This window comes from Mycolicibacter terrae (assembly GCF_010727125.1).
In the GTDB taxonomy this organism is placed as follows: domain Bacteria; phylum Actinomycetota; class Actinomycetes; order Mycobacteriales; family Mycobacteriaceae; genus Mycobacterium; species Mycobacterium terrae.
In genome coordinates this window covers 1,353,466-1,375,044 of record NZ_AP022564.1, presented here as the reverse complement: position 1 = coordinate 1,375,044, position 21,579 = coordinate 1,353,466, and the positions used below count along the sequence as shown (strand labels likewise).

Genomic DNA, 21,579 nt, shown 5'->3' with positions numbered 1-21,579 from the left:
GAAGGGGCGTGCCGGTCGCGGATCGACGCTGCGGATTGCTCGGGGGTGTCGAAGGCAACGAAGTGGCCGGCACTCGACGACGGCGCCGCACCGGCCGAGATCGGCGGTGACGAGTCGGCCCTACACACGTTCTTCGATGCGACTACAGCGATGCCAGACACCTTACTCGGTGCGCGATAACCCGTTGCGACACATCGGCACCGGGCGCCAACAGATCGAACGCATGCGGGCAGCCGGGGTACACGTGCAACTCGACGGGGACCTCCGCGGCGATCAGCCGGTGAGCAAAGGCGACGTCCTCCTCGGCGAAGATGTCCAGCCCGCCGACATCGAGGTAGGCCGGCGGCAGGCCGGCCAGGTCGTCGGCGCGGGCCGGAGCGGCGTAGCCGTCGGCGACGCCGTCGCCGAGCAGAGCCCCCCAGCCGGTGGCGTTGTCGTCGTAGCTCCAGGTGAGCAGCGTGGCCGGCTCCGTCGCCGCACGGGTCCGGTCGTCGAGCATCGGGTAGATCAACAATTGAGCTTTGATCGCCGGCCCGCCGCGGTCCCGGGCCAGCAGGCACACCCCGGCCGCCAGGCCGCCGCCGGCACTGTCGCCCATCACCGCCAGCCGGGACGCGTCGACGCCCAGCTCGCCGGCGTGGTCGGCAAGCCAGCGCAGCGCGGCGTAGCAGTCCTCCAGCGGAGTCGGATGCGGGAACTCCGGGGCGACCCGATAGTCGACGACCAGCATCGGCACCCCGGAGGCGGCGACGTAGCCGCGCACGGCCGCGTCGTAGAGCGCGCCGAGGCGTTCGAGGTCCAGGATCATCCCGCCACCGTGCAGATACAGCGCGGCGCTGCCGGGCTGATCGATTCCGGCCCGCCGGTACCAGCGCAACCGCAGGGTGGCGCCGGCACGGTCGAACGAGAACTCCTGGGTCTGTACGCCGGTGACCGGCGGCCGCGACGCCAGCGCCCGGCGGAACGTGTGACCCGCGTTGCTGCGGCGGGTGGCGACATCGCCGACCGCGGGCGGCGGCGTGTCCTCGGCGCCGTCGCGCAGCGCCAGCAGCGCGGCCAACACCTGGGCGTCGGGCAGTCCGGCCATCAGAGGCCCCGGATCGCGGTCGCGACCACCTTGGTCTCCAGATACTCCTCGAATCCGGCCAGCCCCATCTCCCGGCCTATGCCGGACTGCTTGTAGCCGCCGAACGGCACGTCGGCGGAGTACCACATGCCACCGTTGACGTTGACGGTCCCGGCACGCAATCCGGAGGCCATCCGGGCGGCGCGGTCGTCGGACCCGAAGACGGTGGCCGACAGCCCATACGGCGAGTCATTGGCGATCCGCAGCGCGTCGGCGTCACCGTCGTGAGTCAACACCACCAACACCGGGCCGAAGATCTCCTCGCGGGCCACCCGGGCGGTGTTGGTCAGCCCGCCGATCACCGTCGGCTCGATGAAGAAGCCCCGGTCCAGGCCGGCCGGTCGGCCGCCTCCGCAGGCAAACGTTCCGCCCTCGGCTATCGCCAGGTCCAGGTAGGACTGCACCCGGTCTCTTTGCCGCGCCGAGATCAGCGGCCCGCACAGGGTTTTCGGGTCACTGGGGTCGCCCACCGGGATCCGCGACATGGCGACGGCCACCGCATCGAGTGCCTCGCCGTAGCGCTCGCGTGGCACCAGCAGCCGGGTGGTCAGCGCGCAGCCCTGCCCGGCGTGCATCGCCACCGTCGATGCCGCGACCGTGCACGCGGCGGCCAGGTCGGCGTCATCGAGGACCACGAACGCCGACTTGCCGCCGAGCTCCAAGAAGACCTTCTTGACGGTCTGGGCCGCAGCGGTCATCACCGAGCGGCCAGTCGCCGTCGAGCCGGTGAAGGAGACCACGTCGACCCGTGGGTCCGCGGCGAGCCGGGCGCCGATGCGGTGATCGGATGCGGTGACGATGTTGACCACGCCGGGCGGAAAGTCGGTCTTCTCGGCGATGATCCGGCCGACTTCGGCGGCGCACCAGGGGGTGTCGGGCGCCGGCTTGAGGACGACGGTGTTACCCGCCGCCAGTGCCGGCCCGAGTTTGGCGAAGGCGACCTGATGCGGGAAGTTCCACGGCGTGATCGCACCGACCACGCCGAACGGTTCCCGCACCACGGTGCGCGCGGTGGTGATACCCAGCGGGGCAGCCACGCCCAGGTCCACCTGCCAGGGATAATTCTCCGCGGTGGCGGCGGGGAAACCCAGGTCGTCCACCGGAGTCTGCAGCTGGCCGCGGTAGGTCAGCGAACGCGGTGCGCCGACCTCTGCGATGGTGATTTCACGCAGTGTCTCGATCTCGTCGTTGAGCACGTCGCGTAGCTGGCGCAGGCAGTGCACCCGTAGCGCCGTGTCACGGCACCAGTCCGAGGAGTCGAACGCGGTGCGGGCGGCGGCGATGGCGCGGTCGAGATCGGCGGCGTCGGCATCGGCAGCCTGTCCGAGAGGTTCTTCGGTGGCCGGGTTGACGGTGCGAAATGTGCCCGCGCCACCGCCAGCCAGCGCGCCGTCGATCAGCAGTTGGGTCGACGGTTCGGTCACCGTCCTAGGCTAACGGCGAGCCCGCTGGCTAATCAATCGATTGATCATTTCGTACGCTACGGTGACGCCCAGGAGGTGACCGGTCAGCCCCATGCCACTACTGAGCGCCCTGCGCCTGAACATGACCAACGTCCCCGGCGCCGAGCATGCCGAGCGGTACCGGGTGGCGCTGCAGATGGCCTCCTACGCCGACGCCAACGGGGTGACCGCGATCGGTTGCGAAGAACATCATCTCGCGGCCACCGGCTGGTTGCCCGCCCCGCTGTTGTTGGCCGCCGCCGTCGCGGGATGCACCAGCACGATCCGGATCAGCGTCAACGCGCTGCTGGTGCCGCTCTACGATCCGGTACGACTCGCCGAGGACATCGCGGTGCTCGATCACCTGTCCGCCGGAAGGGTCAGTTACGTGGCCGGAATCGGTTACCGCCCAGAGGAATACCACGCTGTCGGCAAGGACTTCCGGCGGCGGGGCCGCTTGATGGACGACTGCCTCGACGTGCTGCTCAGATCCTGGGGAGACGAGCCATTCGAGTACCACGGCCGGTCGGTCCAGGTCACCCCCAAGCCGTACACCAAGCCGCATCCGGTGTTGTTCATCGGCGGGATGAGCGCTGCGGCCGCCCGTCGGGCCGCCCGGTTCGGGTTGCCCTTCTCCCCGCCGATGCCGATGCCCGAGATCGAAGCGGTGTATCGGGCTGAATTGGAACGCAACGGCAGACAGGGTTTCGTGTTCAGCCCCGAGAACGGCAACACCGTGACGCATCTGAGCACCGACCCGGAGGCGGCGTGGGCCCGGTGCGGTGACTATTTCTTATGCGAGGCAGTCGAATACAGTTCATGGTCGGTTCCCGGTGTGCCCCGCCCCAACGAGAGCCCGGCCGCCACAATCGACGAGCTGCGCGCGTCGGCAACGGTGGAGGTGCTCACCCCCGACGAACTGGTCGCGCAGTGCCGCGCCGGCCGCACCGGGGTGACCCTGCATCCGTTGATCGGCGGGCTGCCGCTCGACGAGGGTTGGCAGAGCCTGCGACTGCTGGTCGACAAGGTGCTGCCCGCGCTGAAACCCTAGATGGACACCGAGCCCGCCCAACGATTTCTCCGTTACCATGGGCGTGATGGACCGTCCCTCCGAATCCAAAGTCGACGCCCGTGCGCTGAACGGAGTTTCGGAGACCGCCCTGATGACGCTCAACGGACGGGCATATCAGGCGGCGCAGTCCGACGCCGTCATCGACGACCCGGAGGCTATTCGGCTCGTCGAGTCCATCTCGTTCGACTTCGAGAAGTTCGGGCGTCGTGGCCAGGAGATGGCTTTGCGGTCGCTGGCCGTTGATCGGTGTGCGATGGCGTATCTCGGTGAGCACCCTGACGCGACGGTCGTCGCGCTTGCCGAAGGCTTCCAAACCAGCTTCTGGCGCTTGAACAGTGCAATCCCGGATCCGCGATTCCGTTGGGTGTCAGTAGATTTGGAGCCTGTCATGCGGCTTCGAGAACAGTTGCTGCCGGCCTCGTCGCGCATCACCAATCTCGCGCAGTCGGCGTTGGACCTCAGTTGGATGGCGCGGGTCGACACCAGGGCCGGCGTCTTCATCACCGCCGAAGGCCTGCTGATGTATCTGCAGCCGAGCCAGGCGATGGACCTCATCGCCGCATGCGCGGCCCGATTCCCCGGCGGTCAGATGTTCTTCGACGTCCCGCCTACCGTGGTCAAGAAGCTGGCTCCGCGCGGGATGCGTTCCTCCAGGCACTATCGCGTGCCGCCGATGCCGTTCAGCCTCTCGGCGCGGCAACTCGCCCAGCTGCCGCAGACGGTGCCCGGTATCACCGCGGTGCACGACGTGCCGATGCCGCAAGGCCGCGGGTTCTTCTTCAGAACAGTGTTTCCAGCCTTCTGGCAGTGGCGGCCCACGAAGAACTTCCGCGGCGCCTACACGCTGCTCGAGTTCGGCTGAGAATCACTCGCGGGTGCGGCGGTGATCTCCAGGCCGATGTGCACCTTGTCGATGCCACCGCGCACGATCGAGTGCGGAACGAACCACCAGGCATGCCACCAGTACCGCTTGACGACGGCGTCGTAGACCCGCCGGGTCTGCGATTTGGGCAGCACCCGGGCCAGCGCCTCGACGGGATCTCCTTTCGGTTTGCCCAGGACTCCGCATTTCTGGATGGTGACCCGCGGAGTGTTGTTGATCCGCTTGGTTTTCCACGATCCGTCGTCGGTGATGACCAGTAGCCGGTCCCCTACCGGCGCCCCCCACACCGGGGTCGGCTTGGGTTTGCCGTCCTTGGTGAACGTCGTCAGCAGCAGGTACTTCTCCCGGTACACATCGGAGAATGCCGGTGTCGTCATGACCCGATTCTCGCAGCTTTCAGCGGATCGTTGGGGCGCACGCCGCGATAGATGCCGCGCCGGACGATCCACGGGAACAGCACCCGCTCGACCGACCAGGCCGGGAACCGGAACGCGTGTCCGGACGGCGCGAACACCTCCAGGCCCTCGGGCTGCATACCCAGCACCGAACCCCAGCGCCGTCCGGGTGGCCGGTAGTTGCGTAGCGCTCCGCCGGTGAAGGCGGCGCGCACATTGTGGGCCAGTAGACCGTCCGCCCGGTTGCGGGCCGAGCTGCGCAACGGGTCGGTCGCCGCGACGTCGCCGATGGCGAACACGCCCGGATGTCCGGGCACCCGCAGGTCGGGCAGCACCCGAACGAAGCCGTCGTCGTCGAGCAGCTCGGCGGGCAACCAGTCGGTATTGGGCCGTACCCTTCCGATCGCCCACAGCACGGCATCGGCCGATACCGGGTCCTGCCCGGTGCTCCACCGAACCGGGTCATCGGTGATGTGGTCACACCCGAACCCGTCGGGCACCAGTGCCCGGTGTTCGGCGTGGAGCACCACGCCGGCGGCGGTCAGCCTGCGCTGGACGGTGTTCCAGACCCGAGGATGGTGCTCGCGCAGGGGGCGTGGCCCCGGGAAATACAGGTCGACCCGTTTGCCCGGCCAGGTGCGGGCGATGTGGGCGGCGCTGCTGACAGCCGCGGCGCCGCCGCCCACGACGAGAACCGATTGCGCGCTCGCCAGCCGGCTGTGCGCGGCGGTCAGCTCCGCGGCGACGTCGCCGGCCGATTGTGTCGTGGGCCGGCGCCAGAAGCCGTTGCTGACCCCGGTCGCGATGATCAGGGCGTCATAGGGCTCGGTGCGGGCCGCACCGTCGGCACCCGCGACGGTCACCGCTCGGGCGTCGAGGTCGACACCGGACACCGCGCCGTGCACGGTGCGCACCGTGTCCAGGCGGGGCAGCCGGTCGAACGGCAGCCAGTAGTCTCGCGCCCAGTCCCGGGGGCGAGATAGCCGCAGACCGAGCTCCTGGCCGCTCACCAGGGCGGGTTTCACCGAGATGCCGGCGACGTCGGCGTGCTTGGCCAGCCGGATCGCGGTGAGCACGCCGCTGTCGCCCAGCCCCGCGATGACGACCCGCGGTCGGGTCACCGGCACGACCCTAGCCCCGGGCCGCCTTCTTACGTTCGATGTCGGCCAACGCGGCGGCCAGCTCGGCGCGCTCGGCGGCCGAGGTCTCCCAGGCCAGCTTGCGGTTCTTGACCACCTTGGCCGGCGCGCCCACCGCGATCGAGTAATCCGGGATGACGCCCTTGACCACCGCGTGGGCGCCCAGCACGCAGCCGCGGCCGATGCTGGTCTCGCGCAGAATGGTGACCTTGGCCGCGATCCAGGTGTCCGGCCCGATCCGCACCGGGCTCTTGACAATGCCCTGGTCCTTGATGGGCATGTTGATGTCGTCCATCTTGTGGTCGAAGTCGCAGACATAGCACCAGTCCGCCATCAGCACCGAGTCACCCAGCTCGATGTCGAGATAGGTGTTGATGACGTTGTCACGACCCAGCACCACTTTGTCGCCGAAGCGCAGTGAGCCCTCGTGCGCCCGGATGGTGTTCTTGTCGCCGATGTGCACCCAGCGGCCGATCTCGAGCTCGGAGAGCTCCGGGGTGGCCTGAATCTCGACGCCTTTGCCCAGGAACACCATGCCGCGGGTGATGATGTGCGGGTTGGCCAGCTTGAACTTCAGCAGCCGCCAATACCGCACCAGATACCACGGGGTATAGGCCTTATTGGCCAGCACCCAGCGCAGTGAGGCCAGCGTGAGGAACTTGGCCTGGCGCGGGTCGCGCAGGCGCGAGCCACGCCAGCGCTTGTGGATTGGAGCACCCCACATGGTCGTCATGGCCGGAAAGCCTACGCGAGCGGATTCGGCCCACGCGCTACCCTCACCTGGACTCGTTCACTGGCCTGCCGATGATTGGGGATTGCCACTGTGTTGCGGCGACGTGGTGTCCTGGCAGTCATCGCGGCGACGGCGGTTGCCGTGGCGATGGGCGGCTGCGCCAACACCGATTCGTGGGTGGACGCCGCCCCCGCACCGGGCTGGCCCGCCCAGTACGCCGACGCCGCCAACAGCAGCAACACCGCCACCGCCGGGGCCACCGACCTGCAATTGGATTGGACCCGCTCGGTCAAGGGCGAGCTGGGAGCCGGACCGGCGCTGGGCGTGCACGGCTGGCTGGTGCTCAACGGGCAGACCGAGGCCGGTTGTTCGCTGATGCAGTGGGAGAACGCCGACCACGGCCGGCAGCGCTGGTGCACCCGGTTGCATCAGGGCGGCGGGTTCTTCGGCCCGCTCATCGACGGCTTCGACAACGTCTATGTCGGCCAACCGGGTGCGATGCTGTCGTTTCCGCCCACGCAGTGGATCCGCTGGCGCGCACCGGTGATCGGAATGCCGTCGACGCCGCGGATCCTCGGCGACGGGCTGCTGCTGGTGGTGACCCACCTGGGTCAGACGCTGGTCTTCGACGCGCACCGCGGCACCGTCGTCGGCACCCCGCTGGACCTGGTGGACGGTGTCGACCCGACCGACTTCCGCCGCGGATTGGCCGACTGCGCCGCCGCCCGGCCGGACTGCCCGGTCGCCGCCGCCCCCGCCTTCTCACCGGCGAGCAACACCGTGGTGGTGAGCCTGTGGCAGCCGGGTGCCAAGGAGTCCGGACTCGTCGGGATCAAGTACCACCCGGGCGGCACTCCGCTGCTCACCCAGGAGTGGACCAGCGACGCGGTCGCCGGCGGGGTGCTGGCCAGCCCGGTACTGTCCGCCGACGGCTCCACCGTCTACGTCAACGGACGCGACCAGCGGCTGTGGGCGATCAACGCGGCCGACGGGAAGGAGAAATGGTCGGTACCGCTGAAGTTCCTGGCCCAGACACCACCGGCGGTGACCCCCGGCGGGCTGATCGTCTCCGGCGGCGGGCCGGAGACCGAACTGGTCGCGTTCGCCGACCGCGGTGAGTACGCCGAGCAGGTGTGGCGCCGCGACGACACCATTCCGCTGTCGTCGTCGAGTCTGGCCGGAAAAGTCGGCTACACCGTGGTCGCCGGCACCAGTGTCGGCCCGGCCGGTTCGTCGCTGCTGGTGTTCGACCCGAACGACGGTCATACCGTCAACAGCTATCCGCTGCCCGAATCGCGCGGGTTTCCGCTCGGGGTGTCGGTCGGCCTCGACCGGCGGGTGGTGGTCGCCACCAGCGCCGGGCAGGTCTTCAGCTTCGCCCCCGTCTAGCGGTGGTGTCGCCCGCGCTCGCGCTCGCCTCAGACGGCCAGCGGCGGAAGCGCGGTGCGCGGGAGCTTCACCGAGGTGGCACCGGCGCTCATCGGCAGCAGTTCGCCGGGCGCGAAGTAGAAGATCACGTCCTCGTTGGTGATGGCGAAGTTCTGGTAATGCGACGGGTCCATCCCCGAACCGGGCGAAATCAGGATCGCCGGCACACCGGTTTGGCGCTCGAGGTCGCGCTGCACCACCGGAAAGATCGCTTCCAGCGGCTTGCTGTTGGGCGCGAACAGGGTCTCGAAGGTGATCGGCTTGCGGGCCGCCAGATCGTAGTTGAAGGACTGATACCAAGTGGAGGGCTGCGGGCCGCCGAGATCCTGGAAGATCTTGAGCACGACGCTCTGAGTTCCCTTGGGCGGCTGGCCCGAGCGGTGCTGCTCGGAGGTGGCGTCCATTTCATAGGGCATGTCGCGCGACCCGGGCGACTTGGCTACGGTCAGGAACCCGTCGCGGTTCTGCACGAGGTAGTCGGTCAGCGTCTGCTGGTCGGGGTAGTCGACCGGGAACTTCATGTCCAGGGTGTAGCTGGCATTCGAGGAGTGGACGTGACACAGCCCCCCGGACTCGATGGTTCCACCCAGTTCGGCACACGGCGAGGCCGCGATCGCCGAGGGCAGACCCGGTATGCCCAGCCACCCGCTTACCGCCCCGCCCGCCAACAGGGCGGCCACCATGATGCGCATCGTCGGTTCGTCTCGCTTTGTCTCGACTTGCCGCAGCAAGCAGGAATGGCCCCGAAGCGCATAGCCTACCGGGCTGCTCAGCGGGATGGACGGCAGACGAACGCAATCGGCCGAGCCGCTGCCCCCGTCCCGATGCGGGTGATGACCACCGACAGCGCCCGCTGCCCACGCAGGCGCAGCCGCCGGCGCAGGCCATCGGGGTCGGCCTGTACCTCACGCACACCGCGAACCAGGATCTCCAAGGCGCCGCAGTCCAGCGCCGCCAGCGCCTGACGCAACCGCTTCTCGCTGTAGGCCAGCTCCTCGAGCACCTCGAATCCGCGCACCCCGTCCGGCAGTTCATCACCGGACAGGTAGGCGATGTCGGGATCGAGCTGCCAGAGCCCGTGCCGGGCGCCGTACTGGCGGACCAGCCCGGCCCGCACCACCGCGCCGTCCGGATCGACGATCCACCGCCCCACCGGACGCACGTCGCAGTCGTCGGGTTCGGCGTCGGTGACCTGCTCGTCACGATCCAGGATCACCGCGCGGCGGCGCACGCCCGGCCCGGACAGGCCGGGCGACCACAGGCAGGCCTCGCGCACCGAAGCCTGCCACGAGGTGACTTCGATCTCGCCCTGAAAACCGAGCATCCCAACCTTCTCGAAATCGATTCCAGGAGCGGTCTTTACCACGATGTCGCGCCCTGCGTAGACATCCAGCAGCCGGTCCAGGGCGGGCTCGTAACCGGCCGGGTCGAAGCGGCGCCGTCCACCACCGCGGCGACCCGGATCGGCCAGCACCACCGTGTCGCGGCTGACCGGGGTCAACGCGTCGGCTTGAGCAAGACAGAGCAGGGCCGCCCCGCCCAGGTTGTGGCGAGCCATCGCCAGCCGTACCGGGTCCAGGTCGCTGCCCAGCACCCGATCGGTCACCTCCGACAGCGCAGCCAATTCGGTACCGACCGAGCAGGTCACGTCGTGCACGACGGCATGCGGCGCGGCCGCTGTGATGCGCTGCGCCCGGTGACGTGCCACCGGCGCGGCGCTGGCCTGCTGCAGCGCCTCGTCGGTGAACAGCCACTGCGATGTGCCCGGCAGTTCGGCCAGCTTGGCCGAGGCCCGTCGGCGCAGCAGGGTGGTCTCGGCCAGTGCCGGTGTCCGGTCCCCGAAGCGACCCCGCATGGCGGCGATGTCGGCAACGCGGGTGGTGTCACTCAGGGCGAAGCCGGCGACCTCGGCCAGGGCGGCTGCGCCGGCCGCCGACCTCAGGTAGCCGACGTCGGCCAGAGAGAAGCGGTACCCGCTGGTCAGGAGGGCTTGACCCCGGTGACCATCAGGTTGTAGAACCAGCCCTTCGGCACCACCCGGCGCAATACGTTGGAGTCCACCCAGCTCAGGGCCGTCCAGCTGCTAAAGGCAAACCGCGCCCAGCCCCATCCGAGCTTGCCCGGCGGCACCGTCGATTCGAAGGTCCGTACCGGCCAGCCCAGCATGGCGGCGGTGAACTCCTCGCTGGCGGTGAGCACGTCGACCGCCCCGGCGTTGGCCGCCATCCGCTCCAGATCGGCGGGCTCGAAGGTGTGCAGGTCCACGATCCATTCGAGCGCAGCGGCACGGGAGTTCTCGTCGAGCTCTTCCTGCGGCCGGCGCCAGCTGCCCATCCCGGGCAGCTTCATCGCGGCGACCGTCGTCTTCCAGGTCAGGTCGGCCAGCCGGCGGGCGTAGAAGTTGCCGACCGTGGTGGGCTCGCCGGCGAAGATGAACCGGCCGCCGGGCTTGAGCACCCGGACCACCTCGCGCAGCGACAATTCGACGTCGGGGATGTGGTGCAGCACGGCGTGACCGACCACCAGGTCGAAGGTGTTGTCCTCGTACGGGATTCCCTCGGCGTCCGCGACCCGCCCGTCGACATCCAGGCCGAGGGCCTGACCGTTGCGGGTGGCGACTTTGACCATGCCCGGGGACAGGTCGGTGACCGAGCCGCGCCGAGCCACCCCGGACTGCATCAAATTGAGCAGGAAGAACCCGGTGCCGCAACCCAGCTCCAGAGCGCGCTCATAAGGCAAGCGGTCCCGATCCGCGGCGGGCACGATCGCATCGAAGCGGCCCCGGGCGTAGTCGATACAGCGCTCGTCGTAGGAGATCGACCACTTCTCGTCGTACTGCTCGGCCTCCCAGTCGTGATAGAGCACCTGAGCGAGTTTGCTGTCGTGCCGTGCGGCCTCGACCTGTTCAGCGGTCGCGTGCGGGTTCGGCGTCGGGTCCGTACTCGTCATAGCGAGTCAGCCTAACGGCTGGGCCGACCTCGGTTTAGATCGCTCCCAGCAAGCCGTCGGCCAGTGAGTCGGCGGCACCACCGGCGTCGCTCCCGAACGCGCCGGTGATGGTGTCGATCACCGCCTGGGGGAACGCTTCGAACGCGGCGACGACCTGGTTGAAGCCGGTCTGCAGCGCGGCGGTGATGTCGGCCTGGTCGCCGCCCTGGATCGCCTCCCAGATGTGCCACAGCGCGATCTGCGGCGCCGTGATCAGGTCGCGGTAGTCGACGAACAATCCGGTGAACAGGTCCGGGGTCGGGTTCACGGGTATGCCGTCCCAGCTGACCAGCGTCCAGCCGTCGGTGGGGTTGCCTTCGAGTATGGCCTGGCCCGCGTTGGGGGGCGGACCGCCGTTTTCGAGCACCGTCTGCAGAATCGGCCAGATGTCGGGGTTCTTGACGTTCATCAGAATCCAGATGGCGATGTCGCCGCCGCTGGAAGAGGCCACAGCGGTCGTCGGGCCGTCACCGGCGATGGTGTTGTCGTACATCGTCTGCATGGCGCCGTTGACTTGGTCCTCGAAGACCACCCCGTTGTAGTTGGTGCCGGGCTCCGAGACGAAGAGGTTGCCGAGGATCCACATGGCCATCGGGAAGAAGAAGGAGGCTTCGCTGATCAGGCTGCGTGGCTGTTCTTCGAAGATGCCGGCGGGGATCTCGTTGAGATCCGACAGCACCTGCACATCCAATCCCAGGGCCGCGGCCAGCGGGGCCATGGTTTCTTGGGTCCGGACCAGCTCCGAGGCGTAGATGCCGGCGATACCGTCCGGGTACTCCTGCTGGATGGCGGCGGCGACGTCCTGCGCCTGCTGCTCGCCCAGTTCCGTCAGATGAGCACCGGGTGGCAATGTGCCGAGAATATTGTTGAGGTCGTCGGTCGATTGGCCGTGCCGCACCCAATCCAGCGTGATGTCCTCGGCGGTGAGCTGGATGTCGAAGGCTAGCGCGCCGGCGGGTGGTGGCGCCGTCACCGGCGTGCCGGCGACAAGTCCGGCGCCGACCAGCGCGATCCCGGTGGTGGCCCACGGACTGGCGGTGAGTCTCTTCATGTCCATTCCTCCCCTGGCGGACATATTGTGACTGAATTCACACTACATACGCGTGGCCGAGCTGGGCAATACCAATTCTTCAGCGAATCTCTGGTCGGTATTCAGGCGCCGGCGCGGGTGCAAACGTAGCAGCCGGGCGCGCCGGCTTCACCCGCCGCGCCCGGCCGGCCACCAGTCGCCGGTCAGCCCGCCAGAGCCGCCACCACGTCACCGGCCGCGTCGCCCACACCGCCGCCGGCGGCGTCGCCCATCGCCCCGGTGATGGTGTCGATCACCGCCTGCGGGAATGCGGCGAACGCGGTGAGCACGTCGTTGAAGCCGGTCTGCAGCGCGGCGGTGATGTCGGCGGGGTCGCCGCCACCGATCGCCTCCCAGATGTGCCAGCCGGCCATCTGCGGCGCGACCATCAGGTCGCGGAAGTCGACGAACAGCCCGGTGAGCAGGCCCGGGTTCTCCGCCACCTCTGTTCCGTTCCAGCTGACCAGGGTCCAGCCGTCGGTCGGGTTGCCCTCGACCACGACCTGGCCGGTGTTGGGCAACAACCCCTGCAGCAACGACGTGAAGTAGATCTCGAAGTCGGGGTTCTTGACGTTCATCATCACCCAGGTGGAGATCGCCGCCGCGTGCGAGAACGCCACGCTGTTGAGGTTTCCGTCGGCGTCGACCGTGCCGCCATTGGCATAGATCTGCTCGACGGCGTCGGAGAACCGGTCCTGGAACGCCATGCCGTTGGGGTCGAGGGTCGATCCCAGCTGCGGCACCCAGTACTGGCCGAACATCCACGCCAGCGGCCCGACCAGATACAACAGGGCGGTCGCCTGGCTGGACTGCGAGGTTCCCTCCAGGAAGCCGGCATTGAGTTCGTTGAGTCCGGACAGCACCGTCGGCGACGTGTCGGTCGCGCCCGCGGCCGCCAGCCAGTCCGCCGCGGTCTGCTGGGTCCGGAGGAACTCCGACGCGTAGACGCCGTCGTAGAAGCTCGGGTCGGCGAGGTGCTGCGAGTTGGTCGGGTCGGCGAGGTAGGCCGCCTGGGTGGCGCCCTCATCGGTGAGCGGCGCGCCGGGCGGCAGGGTTCCGATGACGCCCTCGACGTTGTCCACCGACTGACCGTGCCGCACCAGGTCGAGCACCATGTCGGTGGCGGTCAGCTGGATGGCGGGCGCGGCGACCACCGCGGGCAGCGGGCCGCTCATCGGTGTCACCGGGGCGACGGCGACGACGCCGGCACCGACGAGGGCCACTCCGGCGGTGATCCACGGGCGGGTGTGGTTCATGACCTTCTCCTTCAGCGAGCTCATATTCCAATACGCTACGCCGCGTAGCGCAAATGATTCGCTGAGGTTAATCTGATGTTTTCCCCATTGTCAATGGGTTCCCGTCCATTCGGCGGGCGTCCGTCCCTAGCCGCTCAGCGCGCCGGCGAGGGTGTCGATCACCGCCTGCGGGAAGGCGGTGACAGCCGCTACGACCTGGTCGAAGCCGGTCTGCAACGCGGCGGTGATGTCGGCCTGGTCGCCGCCCTGGAATGCCTCCAGGATGTGCCACGCAGCGATCTGTGGGGCCGTGGCCAGATCCCGCCAGTCGACGAACAGTCCGGTGAGCAGGTCTGGGGTCGCCGACACCTCATGCCCGTCCCAGCTGACCAGCGTCCAGCCGTCGGTCGGATTGCCGTCGATGACCACCTGAGCGGTGTTGTCCAACGGGCTGAGGGTCTTGAGCGCTTCGTTGAGGACCAGTCCGAAGTCGGGGTTCTTGACGTTCATCAGCGTCCAGACCGCGATCGTCCCGGCGTGCGCGAACGCCACGCCCGTCGTCGGGTTGTCCGGGTCGGCCACGGTGTTGCCGTAGATGGCCTCGATCGCCTCACCGACGCGCTCGTTGAACACCACCCCGTTGGGGTCGATCGAAGAGCCCAGCTGGGGCACCCAGTACTGCCCCATGATCCACATGAGGGGGGCGAAGATATAGCCGACCTCGGTGAGGATGTTCAGCGGCTGGCCTTCCAGCCAGCCCGCGTCGAGTTCGTTGAGTCCGGCCAGAATGGTGACGTCCGCGCTCAGCAGATCGGCCAGCGGCTGCGCGGTGTCCTGGGCGCGGATCATCTCCGAGGCGTAGAGCCCGGCGATGCCGTCCGGGAACGCGTCGTGGATCGCCGGGGCGACGTCTGCCGCCTGCTGCTGCCCCAGCTCGGTGAGCTCAGCGCCCGGTGGCATGGTGCCCAGGATGCCTTCGGCGTTGTCCACCGACTCGCCGTGGCGCACCAGGTCGAGGGTGATGTCCTGGGCGGCGAGCAGGATGTCGACCGCGATGGCCTCGGGCAGCGGCCCGGCAACCGGCGTGGCCGCGACAGCTCCCGCCGCGACGAGCGCGATGGTTGCGGTGATCCACGGACGGGTGGCAAGTCGTTGCATCTGGTGTCTCCCTACAAGCCGGCACAGGTGCGGCCACGGCCGCGTGACTGAACGTTAGCTGATAGGAGGTTGATAATGCGCGATTATTGACGGTTCTCGCCGTGTCCCGCGGCGAACACCTGCGCATACCGGCGCCGGTCGGCTGCGGCCCGCTCGGCGGGAGGCAGCGTGGCGACGGTATCGATCGAGGCTTTGGCCGCGGCCAGCGCCTGCCGCGGGGCGTCGACGAAGCGCCGAGCCCAGCTCAGGGCCGCCTCGTAGACCCCGTCGGGAGCCACCATGTCGTCGATCAGGCCCAGCGCGAGCGCTTCCTCGGCGTCGAAGAACCGCCCGCTGTAGGCCAACTCCTTGGCGCGGCTCGCGCCGATGGTGCGGGTCAGCCGGGCCAGCCCCGCACCATCGGGAACCAGGCCGGCCAGAATCTCGGTGGCGCCGAATTTGACGTTGTCACCACTGATCCGCCAGTCCGCCGCCAACGCCAGCGCCAGGCCGCTGCCCAGCGCGTAACCGGTGACCGCGGCCACCGTCGGCTTTCCGATGGCCGCCACCGCCTCCACGGCGTCATGGCGGATGCCGGCGAACCTTTCGGCCTCGGCGGATATCAGGGTGCGAAGTTCGGGAACGTCGTCACCTGCGCAGAAGATCTCGTGGCCGCCGTACAACACCACCGCGGCGACGTCGTCTCGCGCCGACACCTCCTCCGCCGCCTCGGTGATCTCCCGGTAGACCTGGCGGGTCAAGGCGTTGCTCGGCAGACGCGACAGCGCCAGGGTGGCCACCCCGGCCGATGACGAGTGCACACTGACGAATTCGCTCATCCGGGCCACCGCGTGCCGCGCGCCTCGTTGTAGCGCGTCGAGTCGAAGAATTCGATCTCCCAGTTGTCGCCGTGCCGAGCCATCGTCGGTTGCGTCACCACGATCTGGCGTTCCAGCGCCAACACGTCCTGCACGCTGCGGCCGACCAGCGAATCCAGCTGGGTCCAGGTCGGCGGCAGCAGAAAGCTGCGCCCGGTCGCGAAGTCCTCGATCGCGGCTTCGGGAGTCACCCAGCCGGCGTGGTCGGACTCGGTGTTGTCACCGTCGGCGCGCTGACCGAGCGGGAGTCCCGCGACGAAGAAGTAGGTGTCGTAACGGCGGGTGCGCTCGGCCTCGGGCGTCACCCAGTTCGCCCACGGCCGCAACAGTTCGGCGTGCAACACCAGGTTCTCGGTGCGCAGAAAGTCGGCGAACGACAGTTCGCCGACCGCCAGTGCGCGGCGGGCGTCCGCATACACCGACGCATCGGCGACGACGCGCTGCGAGTCGTCGGCGGGGCCGGCGAACAACACGCCGGACTCCTCGAAGGTCTCCCGCACCGCCGCGCACACCAGCGCCGCCGCCAGGTCGATCTCGACGCCGAAGCGCTGGGCCCACCAGGACGGTTCCGGCCCGAACCAGGCGACCTCGGCGCTGCGGTCGCGGTCGTCGACCCCGCCGCCGGGAAACACCATCACCCCGGCGGCGAACTCCATGGCGGCGTGACGGCGCATCAGGAACACATCCAGCGGGCCGTTCCCGCTGTCCCCGTCGCGCACCAACATCACCGTCGCGGCGGGCCGGGTCGGCAGCGGCGGCGGCTGGGCGGCGCTCATGCGCGCCTCCGATGGGCTGCGCGGCCGCGGGTCCGGCGCGCGAAGTACCGCCCGTCGATGACGTCCAATGAGATCGACTGCCCGAATGCGGCGGACAGGTTCTCGGCGGTCAGCACGTCGCCGAGCAGGCCTGCGGCGACGGGGCGGCCCTCGGCCAGCAGCAGGCAGTGACTGAATCCGAGCGGAATCTCCTCGACGTGATGGGTGACCAGCACCGTCGCCGGTGCGTCCGGGTCGGCGGCCAGATCGGCCAGCCGGGCCACCAATTCCTCACGGCCACCCAGGTCGAGGCCGGCCGCCGGCTCGTCGAGCAACAGCAACTCGGGATCGGTCATCAGCGCACGGGCGATCAGCACCCGCTTGCGCTCCCCCTCGGACAGCGTCCCGTAGGTGCGGTCGGCCAGGTGTTCGGCGCCCAGGCTTTCCAGCAGGTCCACCGCCCGGTCGTGGTCGACGGCGTCATAGCGTTCCCGCCACCGTCCCAGCACCGCATAACCGGCCGAGATGACCAGGTCGAGGACGGTCTCGTTGCCCGGAATCCGCTGCGCCAGTGCCGAGGAGCTCAATCCGACTCGGGCACGCAGTTCGGTGGTGTCGACCCGGCCCAGCTGCTCGCCGAGCACAAAGGCCGCGCCCGAAGACGGATGTTCGGTGGCGGCGGCGATCCGCAGCAGCGACGTCTTGCCGGCGCCGTTGGGCCCGATGATGACCCAGCGTTCGTCGAGTTCGACCGACCAGTCCAGCGGGCCCACCAGGGAGCGCCCGTCACGGCACAGCGAAACGCCCTCGAAGTGGATCAGCAGATCTTGGTCGGCCGCTGCGAGGGGGCCGGGGCGTCCGGTGTCGGGCACGGCCCTATGGTGCCGTACCCCGACCTCGTAGCAACCGACCGGGTGCCGCTAGCCGACTAGTCCGATGGAATCTCGACCCGGCGCAGCACCCCGTCGTGCGCGTCGGCGGCCTCGATCTCGGCGCGGGTGACGCCCAGCAGGAACAGCACGGTGTCCAGGTAGGGGTAGCTCAACGATGCGTCGGCGACCTCGCGCAACGCCGGCTTGGCGTTGAACGCCACGCCCAACCCGGCCGCGGCCAGCATGTCGATGTCGTTGGCGCCGTCGCCGACCGCAACGGTCTGTTCCAGCGGCACACCGGCCCGGTCGGCGAACTCTCGCAGTGCATCGGCCTTGCCGGCCCGGTCCACCACCGGCCCGATCACCCGGCCGGTGAGTTTGCCGTCGACGATCTCCAATTCGTTGGCCGCGACGAAGTCCAGCTTCAGATCGTCGGCCAGCGGTGCGATCACCTGCCGGAACCCACCGGAGACCACCCCGCACTTGAAACCCAGCCGGCGCAGCGTGCGCAATGTGGTGCGCGCCCCCGGGGTGAGCTCGATCTGCCCGGCCACTTCGTCGATGACACCGGCGGACAGGCCGGCGAGGGTGGCCACCCGGTGATGCAGCGACTCGGCGAAGTCCAGTTCGCCGCGCATGGCGGCCTCGGTGATCGCCGCGACGGCGTCCCCGGCACCCGCGCGGGCGGCCAGCATCTCGATGACCTCGCCCTGGATCAGTGTGGAGTCGACGTCGAAGACGATCAGGCGCTTGGTCCGGCGGGACAGGCTGGCATCCTGGAATGCCACGTCGACCCGCTGCTGCGCGGCGACCTGGCTCAGCGCGAACTGCAACCGGCCCGCCGCGCCGGCCGGCACCGATACCCGCAGTTCCAACCCGGTCACCGGGTAGTCCGAGACGCCCCGGATCATGTCGATGTTGGCGTCGATCTCCGCGATCTCAGTGGCCAGCGCGCCGAGAGCGGCGGCCGTCACCGGCCGTCCCAGCACCACGATCCGATGTGTGGACGGCACGGCGATGATCGGAGCGTCGTCGCTGCGCTCGATCGTGACTTCCAGGCCGACGCCGTGGATGGCCGCGGTGACCTCGGCGGCCAACGCCGTTCCGTCGGCAACCTCCGATACCGCCGACACCAGCACGCCCAGGGTCAGCCGGCCGCGGACCACGACCTGTTCGACGTTGAGCAGTTCGACCTGATACCGCGACAGCACCTCGAAGAGCGCCGACGTGACGCCCGGCTGATCGACGCCGGTGACAGTGATCAGCACCGGCACCTTGGCCATGCTCACCCGCGGCGGCCGCCCGACCGGGTCCGGCGCCGCCTCACCCCCAGTGGGCTCATCAGACCGGTTCGGGCTCGTACAGCTCGTCGCCGGGATGACGGCCGACGTGCGCCTCGGCACGCAGCCGATCGATCATGTGCGGGTAGTGCAGCTCGAAAGCCGGCCGCTCCGAACGGATCCGGGGCAGCTCGGTGAAGTTGTGCCGCGGCGGCGGGCAGCTGGTCGCCCACTCCAGCGAGTTGCCGTAGCCCCAGGGGTCATCCACGGTGACGACCTCGCCGTAGCGCCAGCTCTTGAACACGTTCCAGGTGAAGGCCAGCATCGAGGCGCCCAGGATGAACGCCCCGACGGTGGAGACGATGTTGAACGGCTGGAAGCCGTCGGTGGGCAGGTAGTCGGCGTAGCGGCGCGGCATGCCCATGTTGCCCAGCCAGTGCTGGATCAAGAACGTGGTGTGGAACCCGATGAATGTCAGCCAGAAGTGCAGCTTGCCCAACCGCTCGTCGAGCAGCCGGCCGGTCATCTTCGGGAACCAGAAATAGATTCCGGCGAAGGTGGCGAACACGATGGTGCCGAACAGCACGTAGTGGAAGTGCGCGATCAGGAAGTAGCTGTCACTGACGTGGAAGTCGATCGGCGGGCTGGCCAGCATCACGCCGGTCAGGCCGCCGGCCAGGAAGGTGACGATGAAGCCGAGCGAGAACAGCATCGGCGTCTCGAACGTCATCTGTCCCCGCCACATGGTGCCGATCCAGTTGAAGAACTTCAGTCCGGTCGGGATGGCGATCATCAGGGTCAGCAGCGAGAAGAACGGCAGCAGGACGGCACCGGTGGCGTACATGTGGTGCGCCCACACCGCCGTCGACAGGCCGGCGATGCTCATCGTCGCGTAGACCAGGGTGACGTAACCGAAGATCGGCTTGCGGGCGAACACCGGGATCACTTCACTGACGATGCCGAAGAACGGTAGCGCGATGATGTACACCTCGGGATGGCCGAAGAACCAGAACAGGTGTTGCCATAGCAGCTCGCCACCGTTGGCGGAGTCGTAGATATGCCCGCCCAGGTGCCGGTCGACGGCCAGGCCCAGCAGGGCCGCGGTCAGCAGCGGGAAGACGATCAGCACCATGATCGAGGTGACCAGGATGTTCCAGGTGAAGATCGGCATCCGGAACATCGTCATCCCGGGGGCGCGCATGCACGCCACGGTGGTGATCATGTTGACCCCGCCCAGGATGGTGCCCAGACCAGCGACAGCCAGGCCCATGATCCACAGGTCGGCGCCGGCGCCCGGTGAGTGCACCGCGTTGCTCAGCGGGGTGTAGCCGGTCCAGCCGAAGTCGGCCGCACCGCCGGGGGTGATAAAACCGGCCAGTGCGATGGTCGCGCCGAACACGAAGAGCCAGAACGAGAACGCGTTGAGCCGCGGGAACGCCACGTCCGGGGCGCCGATCTGCAGCGGCAGCACCAGGTTGGCGAAACCGAAGACGATCGGGGTGGCATAGAACAGCAGCATGACGGTGCCGTGCATGGTGAACAGCTGGTTGAACTGCTCGTTGGACAGGAACTGCAGGCCCGGCGCGGCAAGCTCGGTGCGCATCAGCAGCGCCAGCAGGCCACCGATGAAGAAGAACACCATGCAGGCGACGCAGTACATGATGCCGATCAGCTTGTGATCGGTGGTGGTGATCATCTTGTAGAGCAGGCCGCCCTTGGGGCCCATCAACGGCGGGAATGGCCGACTGGGCTCGAGTTCTGCGCGCGGGGGTGCTTCGGCGGTCAACATTCCTCCAAACATGGGCATCCCGGGACTTGGGTCGAATCCTAACCCCGGCCATCGCCCCGCCGGTATAGCCCTCCTACAAACTGTCGTATTCGTCTCCTCGTGGGGCTGGCTGCGCGCGGGTGTTAACGTCACCGCGTGACCAGGGCGAACCGGCGGGCGGTGTCGGCGGTAGCACTGACCGTGATGCTGATCACGGCCTCGGGTTGCTCGGGTCAGGACCCGGAAACGGCGCCGACGTCCACCACCACGACCATGGTCGCCGGGGCGGGTGTGCTCGGCAACGACCGCCGCCCCGACGAGTCCTGCGCTCCCGAGCCGGCCCGTGCCGACCCGGGGCCACCGATGCGATCGGTGCACAACGCGGACGGGGTGGAGCCACCGAGTACCGAGGTGCCCGAGGAAGCGGAGCGCATCGTGGTGCTCTCCGGTGATCAGCTCGATGCGCTGTGCGCCCTGGGCCTGCAGTCCCGCATCGTCGGGGCCGCGCTACCGGACGGCTCGGAGAGCCAGCCCTCGTACCTGGGCGCCGTGGTGCACGGCCTGCCGGCCGTGGGCACCCGCAGCAATCCCGACACCGGTGCCATCGCCGCATTGCGCCCGGATCTCATCCTGGGGGCACAGGGCCTGACGCCGGGATATGCCGAGCTGGCCTCGATCGCCCCCACCGTGTTCACCGGGGCGCCGGGCGCAGCATGGGAGGACAACCTGCGCGGGGTCGGCGCCGCGACCGCGCGCAGCGGCGCCGCCGACGAGGTGCTCGGCAGCTTCAGTGAGAAGGCCGATGCCACCGGCGAGACCGGCGACGCCACCCACTTCCAGGCCTCGGTGGTGCAGCTCACCGACAACGGCGTGCGGGTGTACGGGGCGGCCAACTTTGCTGCCAGTGTGCTCAAGGCGGTCGGGGTGGACCGGCCGCCGGCGCAGCGGTTCACCGACCAGCCCTACCTCGAGATCGCCGCGGGCGACGGCGATCTGGGCGGCCGCGCGGACTTCTCGGCGGCCGACGGTGACATCGTCTACGTGTCGTTCGCCTCGCCGGCGGCCAAGGCGCGAGCGGCCACGGTGTTCGACAGCGTCTCCTGGCGCCGGCTGGGGGCCAACCGCGACAGCCGGGTGTTCGTGGTGAACAACGAGGTGTGGCAGACCGGGCAGGGACCGATCGCGGCCCGCGGAGTGGTCGACGACCTGCGCTGGGTGAACGCGCCGATCAACTGAGCGGCCGCTGCGCGATCCGCTGCCGCAGTTCGGCTGAGAGCACCCGCAGCTGTTCGGCGATGCGGCTCTGCGCGGCATAGACCTCGTCGCGCTGTTTCTCGGCCCGTTGCGCATCGAAAATTGCATCACCGTCGACATTGCAG

At 68.8% G+C, this 21,579-nt stretch carries 20 protein-coding genes; 4 read left to right on the top strand and 16 right to left on the bottom strand.

Annotated elements, in window-relative coordinates; all coding sequences use genetic code 11:
* Window positions 1–142: 142 nt before the first annotated feature.
* A complete protein-coding gene (locus G6N23_RS06640) occupies window positions 143–1,087 on the bottom strand; it encodes an alpha/beta hydrolase (protein ID WP_085262083.1) in 945 nt (314 codons plus the stop codon).
* The gene (locus G6N23_RS06635) at window positions 1,087–2,550 is read right to left on the bottom strand and encodes an aldehyde dehydrogenase (protein ID WP_085262082.1); all 1,464 of its coding nucleotides are present in this window, start codon (window positions 2,548–2,550) and stop codon (window positions 1,087–1,089) included. Before G6N23_RS06635 ends, G6N23_RS06640 begins: the two co-directional genes overlap by 1 nt.
* 91 nt (window positions 2,551–2,641) lie before the next feature.
* On the opposite strand from G6N23_RS06635, the gene G6N23_RS06630 reads away from it, so the two are divergent.
* Window positions 2,642–3,619: an LLM class flavin-dependent oxidoreductase gene (locus G6N23_RS06630; protein ID WP_085262081.1), complete on the top strand. Its 978-nt coding sequence runs from the start codon at window positions 2,642–2,644 to the stop codon at window positions 3,617–3,619.
* A gap of 37 nt (window positions 3,620–3,656) precedes the next feature.
* Complete coding sequence (locus G6N23_RS06625; protein ID WP_085262080.1) at window positions 3,657–4,502, top strand: class I SAM-dependent methyltransferase; 846 nt, start codon at window positions 3,657–3,659, stop codon at window positions 4,500–4,502.
* Here G6N23_RS06625 and G6N23_RS06620 read toward each other — a convergent pair.
* From G6N23_RS06620 to G6N23_RS06610, 3 genes are read right to left on the bottom strand one after another with little or no spacing between them, the layout of a single operon-like run.
* Complete coding sequence (locus tag G6N23_RS06620) at window positions 4,478–4,900, bottom strand: PPOX class F420-dependent oxidoreductase (protein WP_085262079.1); 423 nt, start codon at window positions 4,898–4,900, stop codon at window positions 4,478–4,480. The genes G6N23_RS06625 and G6N23_RS06620 overlap by 25 nt on opposite strands.
* Window positions 4,897–6,039, bottom strand: coding sequence for an FAD-dependent oxidoreductase (locus G6N23_RS06615; protein WP_085262264.1), 1,143 nt, complete (start codon window positions 6,037–6,039; stop codon window positions 4,897–4,899). Before G6N23_RS06615 ends, G6N23_RS06620 begins: the two co-directional genes overlap by 4 nt.
* A gap of 10 nt (window positions 6,040–6,049) precedes the next feature.
* The gene (locus tag G6N23_RS06610; protein ID WP_085262078.1) at window positions 6,050–6,790 is read right to left on the bottom strand and encodes an acyltransferase; all 741 of its coding nucleotides are present in this window, start codon (window positions 6,788–6,790) and stop codon (window positions 6,050–6,052) included.
* A gap of 147 nt (window positions 6,791–6,937) precedes the next feature.
* Between G6N23_RS06610 and G6N23_RS06605 the strand changes: the two genes are divergently transcribed.
* Window positions 6,938–8,179, top strand: coding sequence for an outer membrane protein assembly factor BamB (locus G6N23_RS06605; protein WP_095174221.1), 1,242 nt, complete (start codon window positions 6,938–6,940; stop codon window positions 8,177–8,179).
* A gap of 29 nt (window positions 8,180–8,208) precedes the next feature.
* On the opposite strand, the gene G6N23_RS06600 is transcribed toward G6N23_RS06605, so the two are convergent.
* The 11 genes from G6N23_RS06600 to ctaD form a co-directional block, all read right to left on the bottom strand.
* On the bottom strand, window positions 8,209–8,910 hold the full coding sequence (locus tag G6N23_RS06600; RefSeq protein WP_085262076.1) for an esterase: 702 nt from the start codon (window positions 8,908–8,910) through the stop codon (window positions 8,209–8,211).
* A gap of 77 nt (window positions 8,911–8,987) precedes the next feature.
* The gene (locus G6N23_RS06595; RefSeq protein WP_085262075.1) at window positions 8,988–10,241 is read right to left on the bottom strand and encodes a THUMP-like domain-containing protein; all 1,254 of its coding nucleotides are present in this window, start codon (window positions 10,239–10,241) and stop codon (window positions 8,988–8,990) included.
* Window positions 10,199–11,167, bottom strand: a complete 969-nt coding sequence (locus tag G6N23_RS06590) for a class I SAM-dependent methyltransferase (protein WP_085262074.1) — start codon at window positions 11,165–11,167, stop codon at window positions 10,199–10,201. The genes G6N23_RS06595 and G6N23_RS06590 overlap by 43 nt, the downstream gene beginning before the upstream one ends.
* 34 nt (window positions 11,168–11,201) lie before the next feature.
* Complete coding sequence (locus G6N23_RS06585; protein WP_095174223.1) at window positions 11,202–12,257, bottom strand: histidine phosphatase family protein; 1,056 nt, start codon at window positions 12,255–12,257, stop codon at window positions 11,202–11,204.
* A gap of 182 nt (window positions 12,258–12,439) precedes the next feature.
* On the bottom strand, window positions 12,440–13,555 hold the full coding sequence (locus G6N23_RS06580) for a histidine phosphatase family protein (RefSeq protein ID WP_234808686.1): 1,116 nt from the start codon (window positions 13,553–13,555) through the stop codon (window positions 12,440–12,442).
* A gap of 102 nt (window positions 13,556–13,657) precedes the next feature.
* The gene (locus tag G6N23_RS06575) at window positions 13,658–14,668 is read right to left on the bottom strand and encodes a histidine phosphatase family protein (protein WP_085262072.1); all 1,011 of its coding nucleotides are present in this window, start codon (window positions 14,666–14,668) and stop codon (window positions 13,658–13,660) included.
* Between the two features lie 83 nt (window positions 14,669–14,751).
* A complete protein-coding gene (locus G6N23_RS06570; RefSeq protein WP_085262262.1) occupies window positions 14,752–15,486 on the bottom strand; it encodes an enoyl-CoA hydratase in 735 nt (244 codons plus the stop codon).
* Window positions 15,483–16,301 carry an NUDIX hydrolase gene (locus G6N23_RS06565; RefSeq protein ID WP_085262071.1) on the bottom strand — a complete coding sequence of 273 codons (819 nt, stop codon included), beginning with the start codon at window positions 16,299–16,301 and terminating at the stop codon, window positions 15,483–15,485. The genes G6N23_RS06570 and G6N23_RS06565 overlap by 4 nt, the downstream gene beginning before the upstream one ends.
* Window positions 16,298–17,152 carry an ABC transporter ATP-binding protein gene (locus tag G6N23_RS06560; RefSeq protein ID WP_085262070.1) on the bottom strand — a complete coding sequence of 285 codons (855 nt, stop codon included), beginning with the start codon at window positions 17,150–17,152 and terminating at the stop codon, window positions 16,298–16,300. Before G6N23_RS06560 ends, G6N23_RS06565 begins: the two co-directional genes overlap by 4 nt.
* A gap of 56 nt (window positions 17,153–17,208) precedes the next feature.
* On the bottom strand, window positions 17,209–18,435 hold the full coding sequence (gene serB / locus G6N23_RS06555; protein ID WP_095173944.1) for a phosphoserine phosphatase SerB: 1,227 nt from the start codon (window positions 18,433–18,435) through the stop codon (window positions 17,209–17,211).
* 58 nt (window positions 18,436–18,493) lie between these two features.
* Window positions 18,494–20,218: an aa3-type cytochrome oxidase subunit I gene (ctaD, locus tag G6N23_RS06550; RefSeq protein ID WP_085262261.1), complete on the bottom strand. Its 1,725-nt coding sequence runs from the start codon at window positions 20,216–20,218 to the stop codon at window positions 18,494–18,496.
* A gap of 186 nt (window positions 20,219–20,404) precedes the next feature.
* Between ctaD and G6N23_RS06545 the strand changes: the two genes are divergently transcribed.
* Window positions 20,405–21,436, top strand: a complete 1,032-nt coding sequence (locus G6N23_RS06545) for an iron-siderophore ABC transporter substrate-binding protein (RefSeq protein WP_085262260.1) — start codon at window positions 20,405–20,407, stop codon at window positions 21,434–21,436.
* Window positions 21,437–21,579: the final 143 nt, after the last annotated feature.

Coding starts and splice junctions, on each gene's coding strand:
- G6N23_RS06625 (WP_085262080.1), top strand. CDS start 3,657: ATGGGCGTGATGGACCGTCCCTCCGAATCCAAAGTCGACGCCCGTGCG.
- G6N23_RS06605 (WP_095174221.1), top strand. CDS start 6,938: ATGGGCGGCTGCGCCAACACCGATTCGTGGGTGGACGCCGCCCCCGCA.
- G6N23_RS06620 (WP_085262079.1), bottom strand. CDS start 4,900: ATGACGACACCGGCATTCTCCGATGTGTACCGGGAGAAGTACCTGCTG.
- G6N23_RS06590 (WP_085262074.1), bottom strand. CDS start 11,167: ATGACGAGTACGGACCCGACGCCGAACCCGCACGCGACCGCTGAACAG.
- G6N23_RS06585 (WP_095174223.1), bottom strand. CDS start 12,257: ATGAAGAGACTCACCGCCAGTCCGTGGGCCACCACCGGGATCGCGCTG.
- serB (WP_095173944.1), bottom strand. CDS start 18,435: ATGGCCAAGGTGCCGGTGCTGATCACTGTCACCGGCGTCGATCAGCCG.
- G6N23_RS06570 (WP_085262262.1), bottom strand. CDS start 15,486: ATGAGCGAATTCGTCAGTGTGCACTCGTCATCGGCCGGGGTGGCCACC.
- G6N23_RS06600 (WP_085262076.1), bottom strand. CDS start 8,910: ATGCGCATCATGGTGGCCGCCCTGTTGGCGGGCGGGGCGGTAAGCGGG.
- G6N23_RS06565 (WP_085262071.1), bottom strand. CDS start 16,301: ATGAGCGCCGCCCAGCCGCCGCCGCTGCCGACCCGGCCCGCCGCGACG.
- G6N23_RS06630 (WP_085262081.1), top strand. CDS start 2,642: ATGCCACTACTGAGCGCCCTGCGCCTGAACATGACCAACGTCCCCGGC.
- G6N23_RS06580 (WP_234808686.1), bottom strand. CDS start 13,555: ATGAGCTCGCTGAAGGAGAAGGTCATGAACCACACCCGCCCGTGGATC.
- G6N23_RS06640 (WP_085262083.1), bottom strand. CDS start 1,087: ATGGCCGGACTGCCCGACGCCCAGGTGTTGGCCGCGCTGCTGGCGCTG.
- G6N23_RS06610 (WP_085262078.1), bottom strand. CDS start 6,790: ATGACGACCATGTGGGGTGCTCCAATCCACAAGCGCTGGCGTGGCTCG.
- G6N23_RS06575 (WP_085262072.1), bottom strand. CDS start 14,668: ATGCAACGACTTGCCACCCGTCCGTGGATCACCGCAACCATCGCGCTC.
- G6N23_RS06545 (WP_085262260.1), top strand. CDS start 20,405: ATGCTGATCACGGCCTCGGGTTGCTCGGGTCAGGACCCGGAAACGGCG.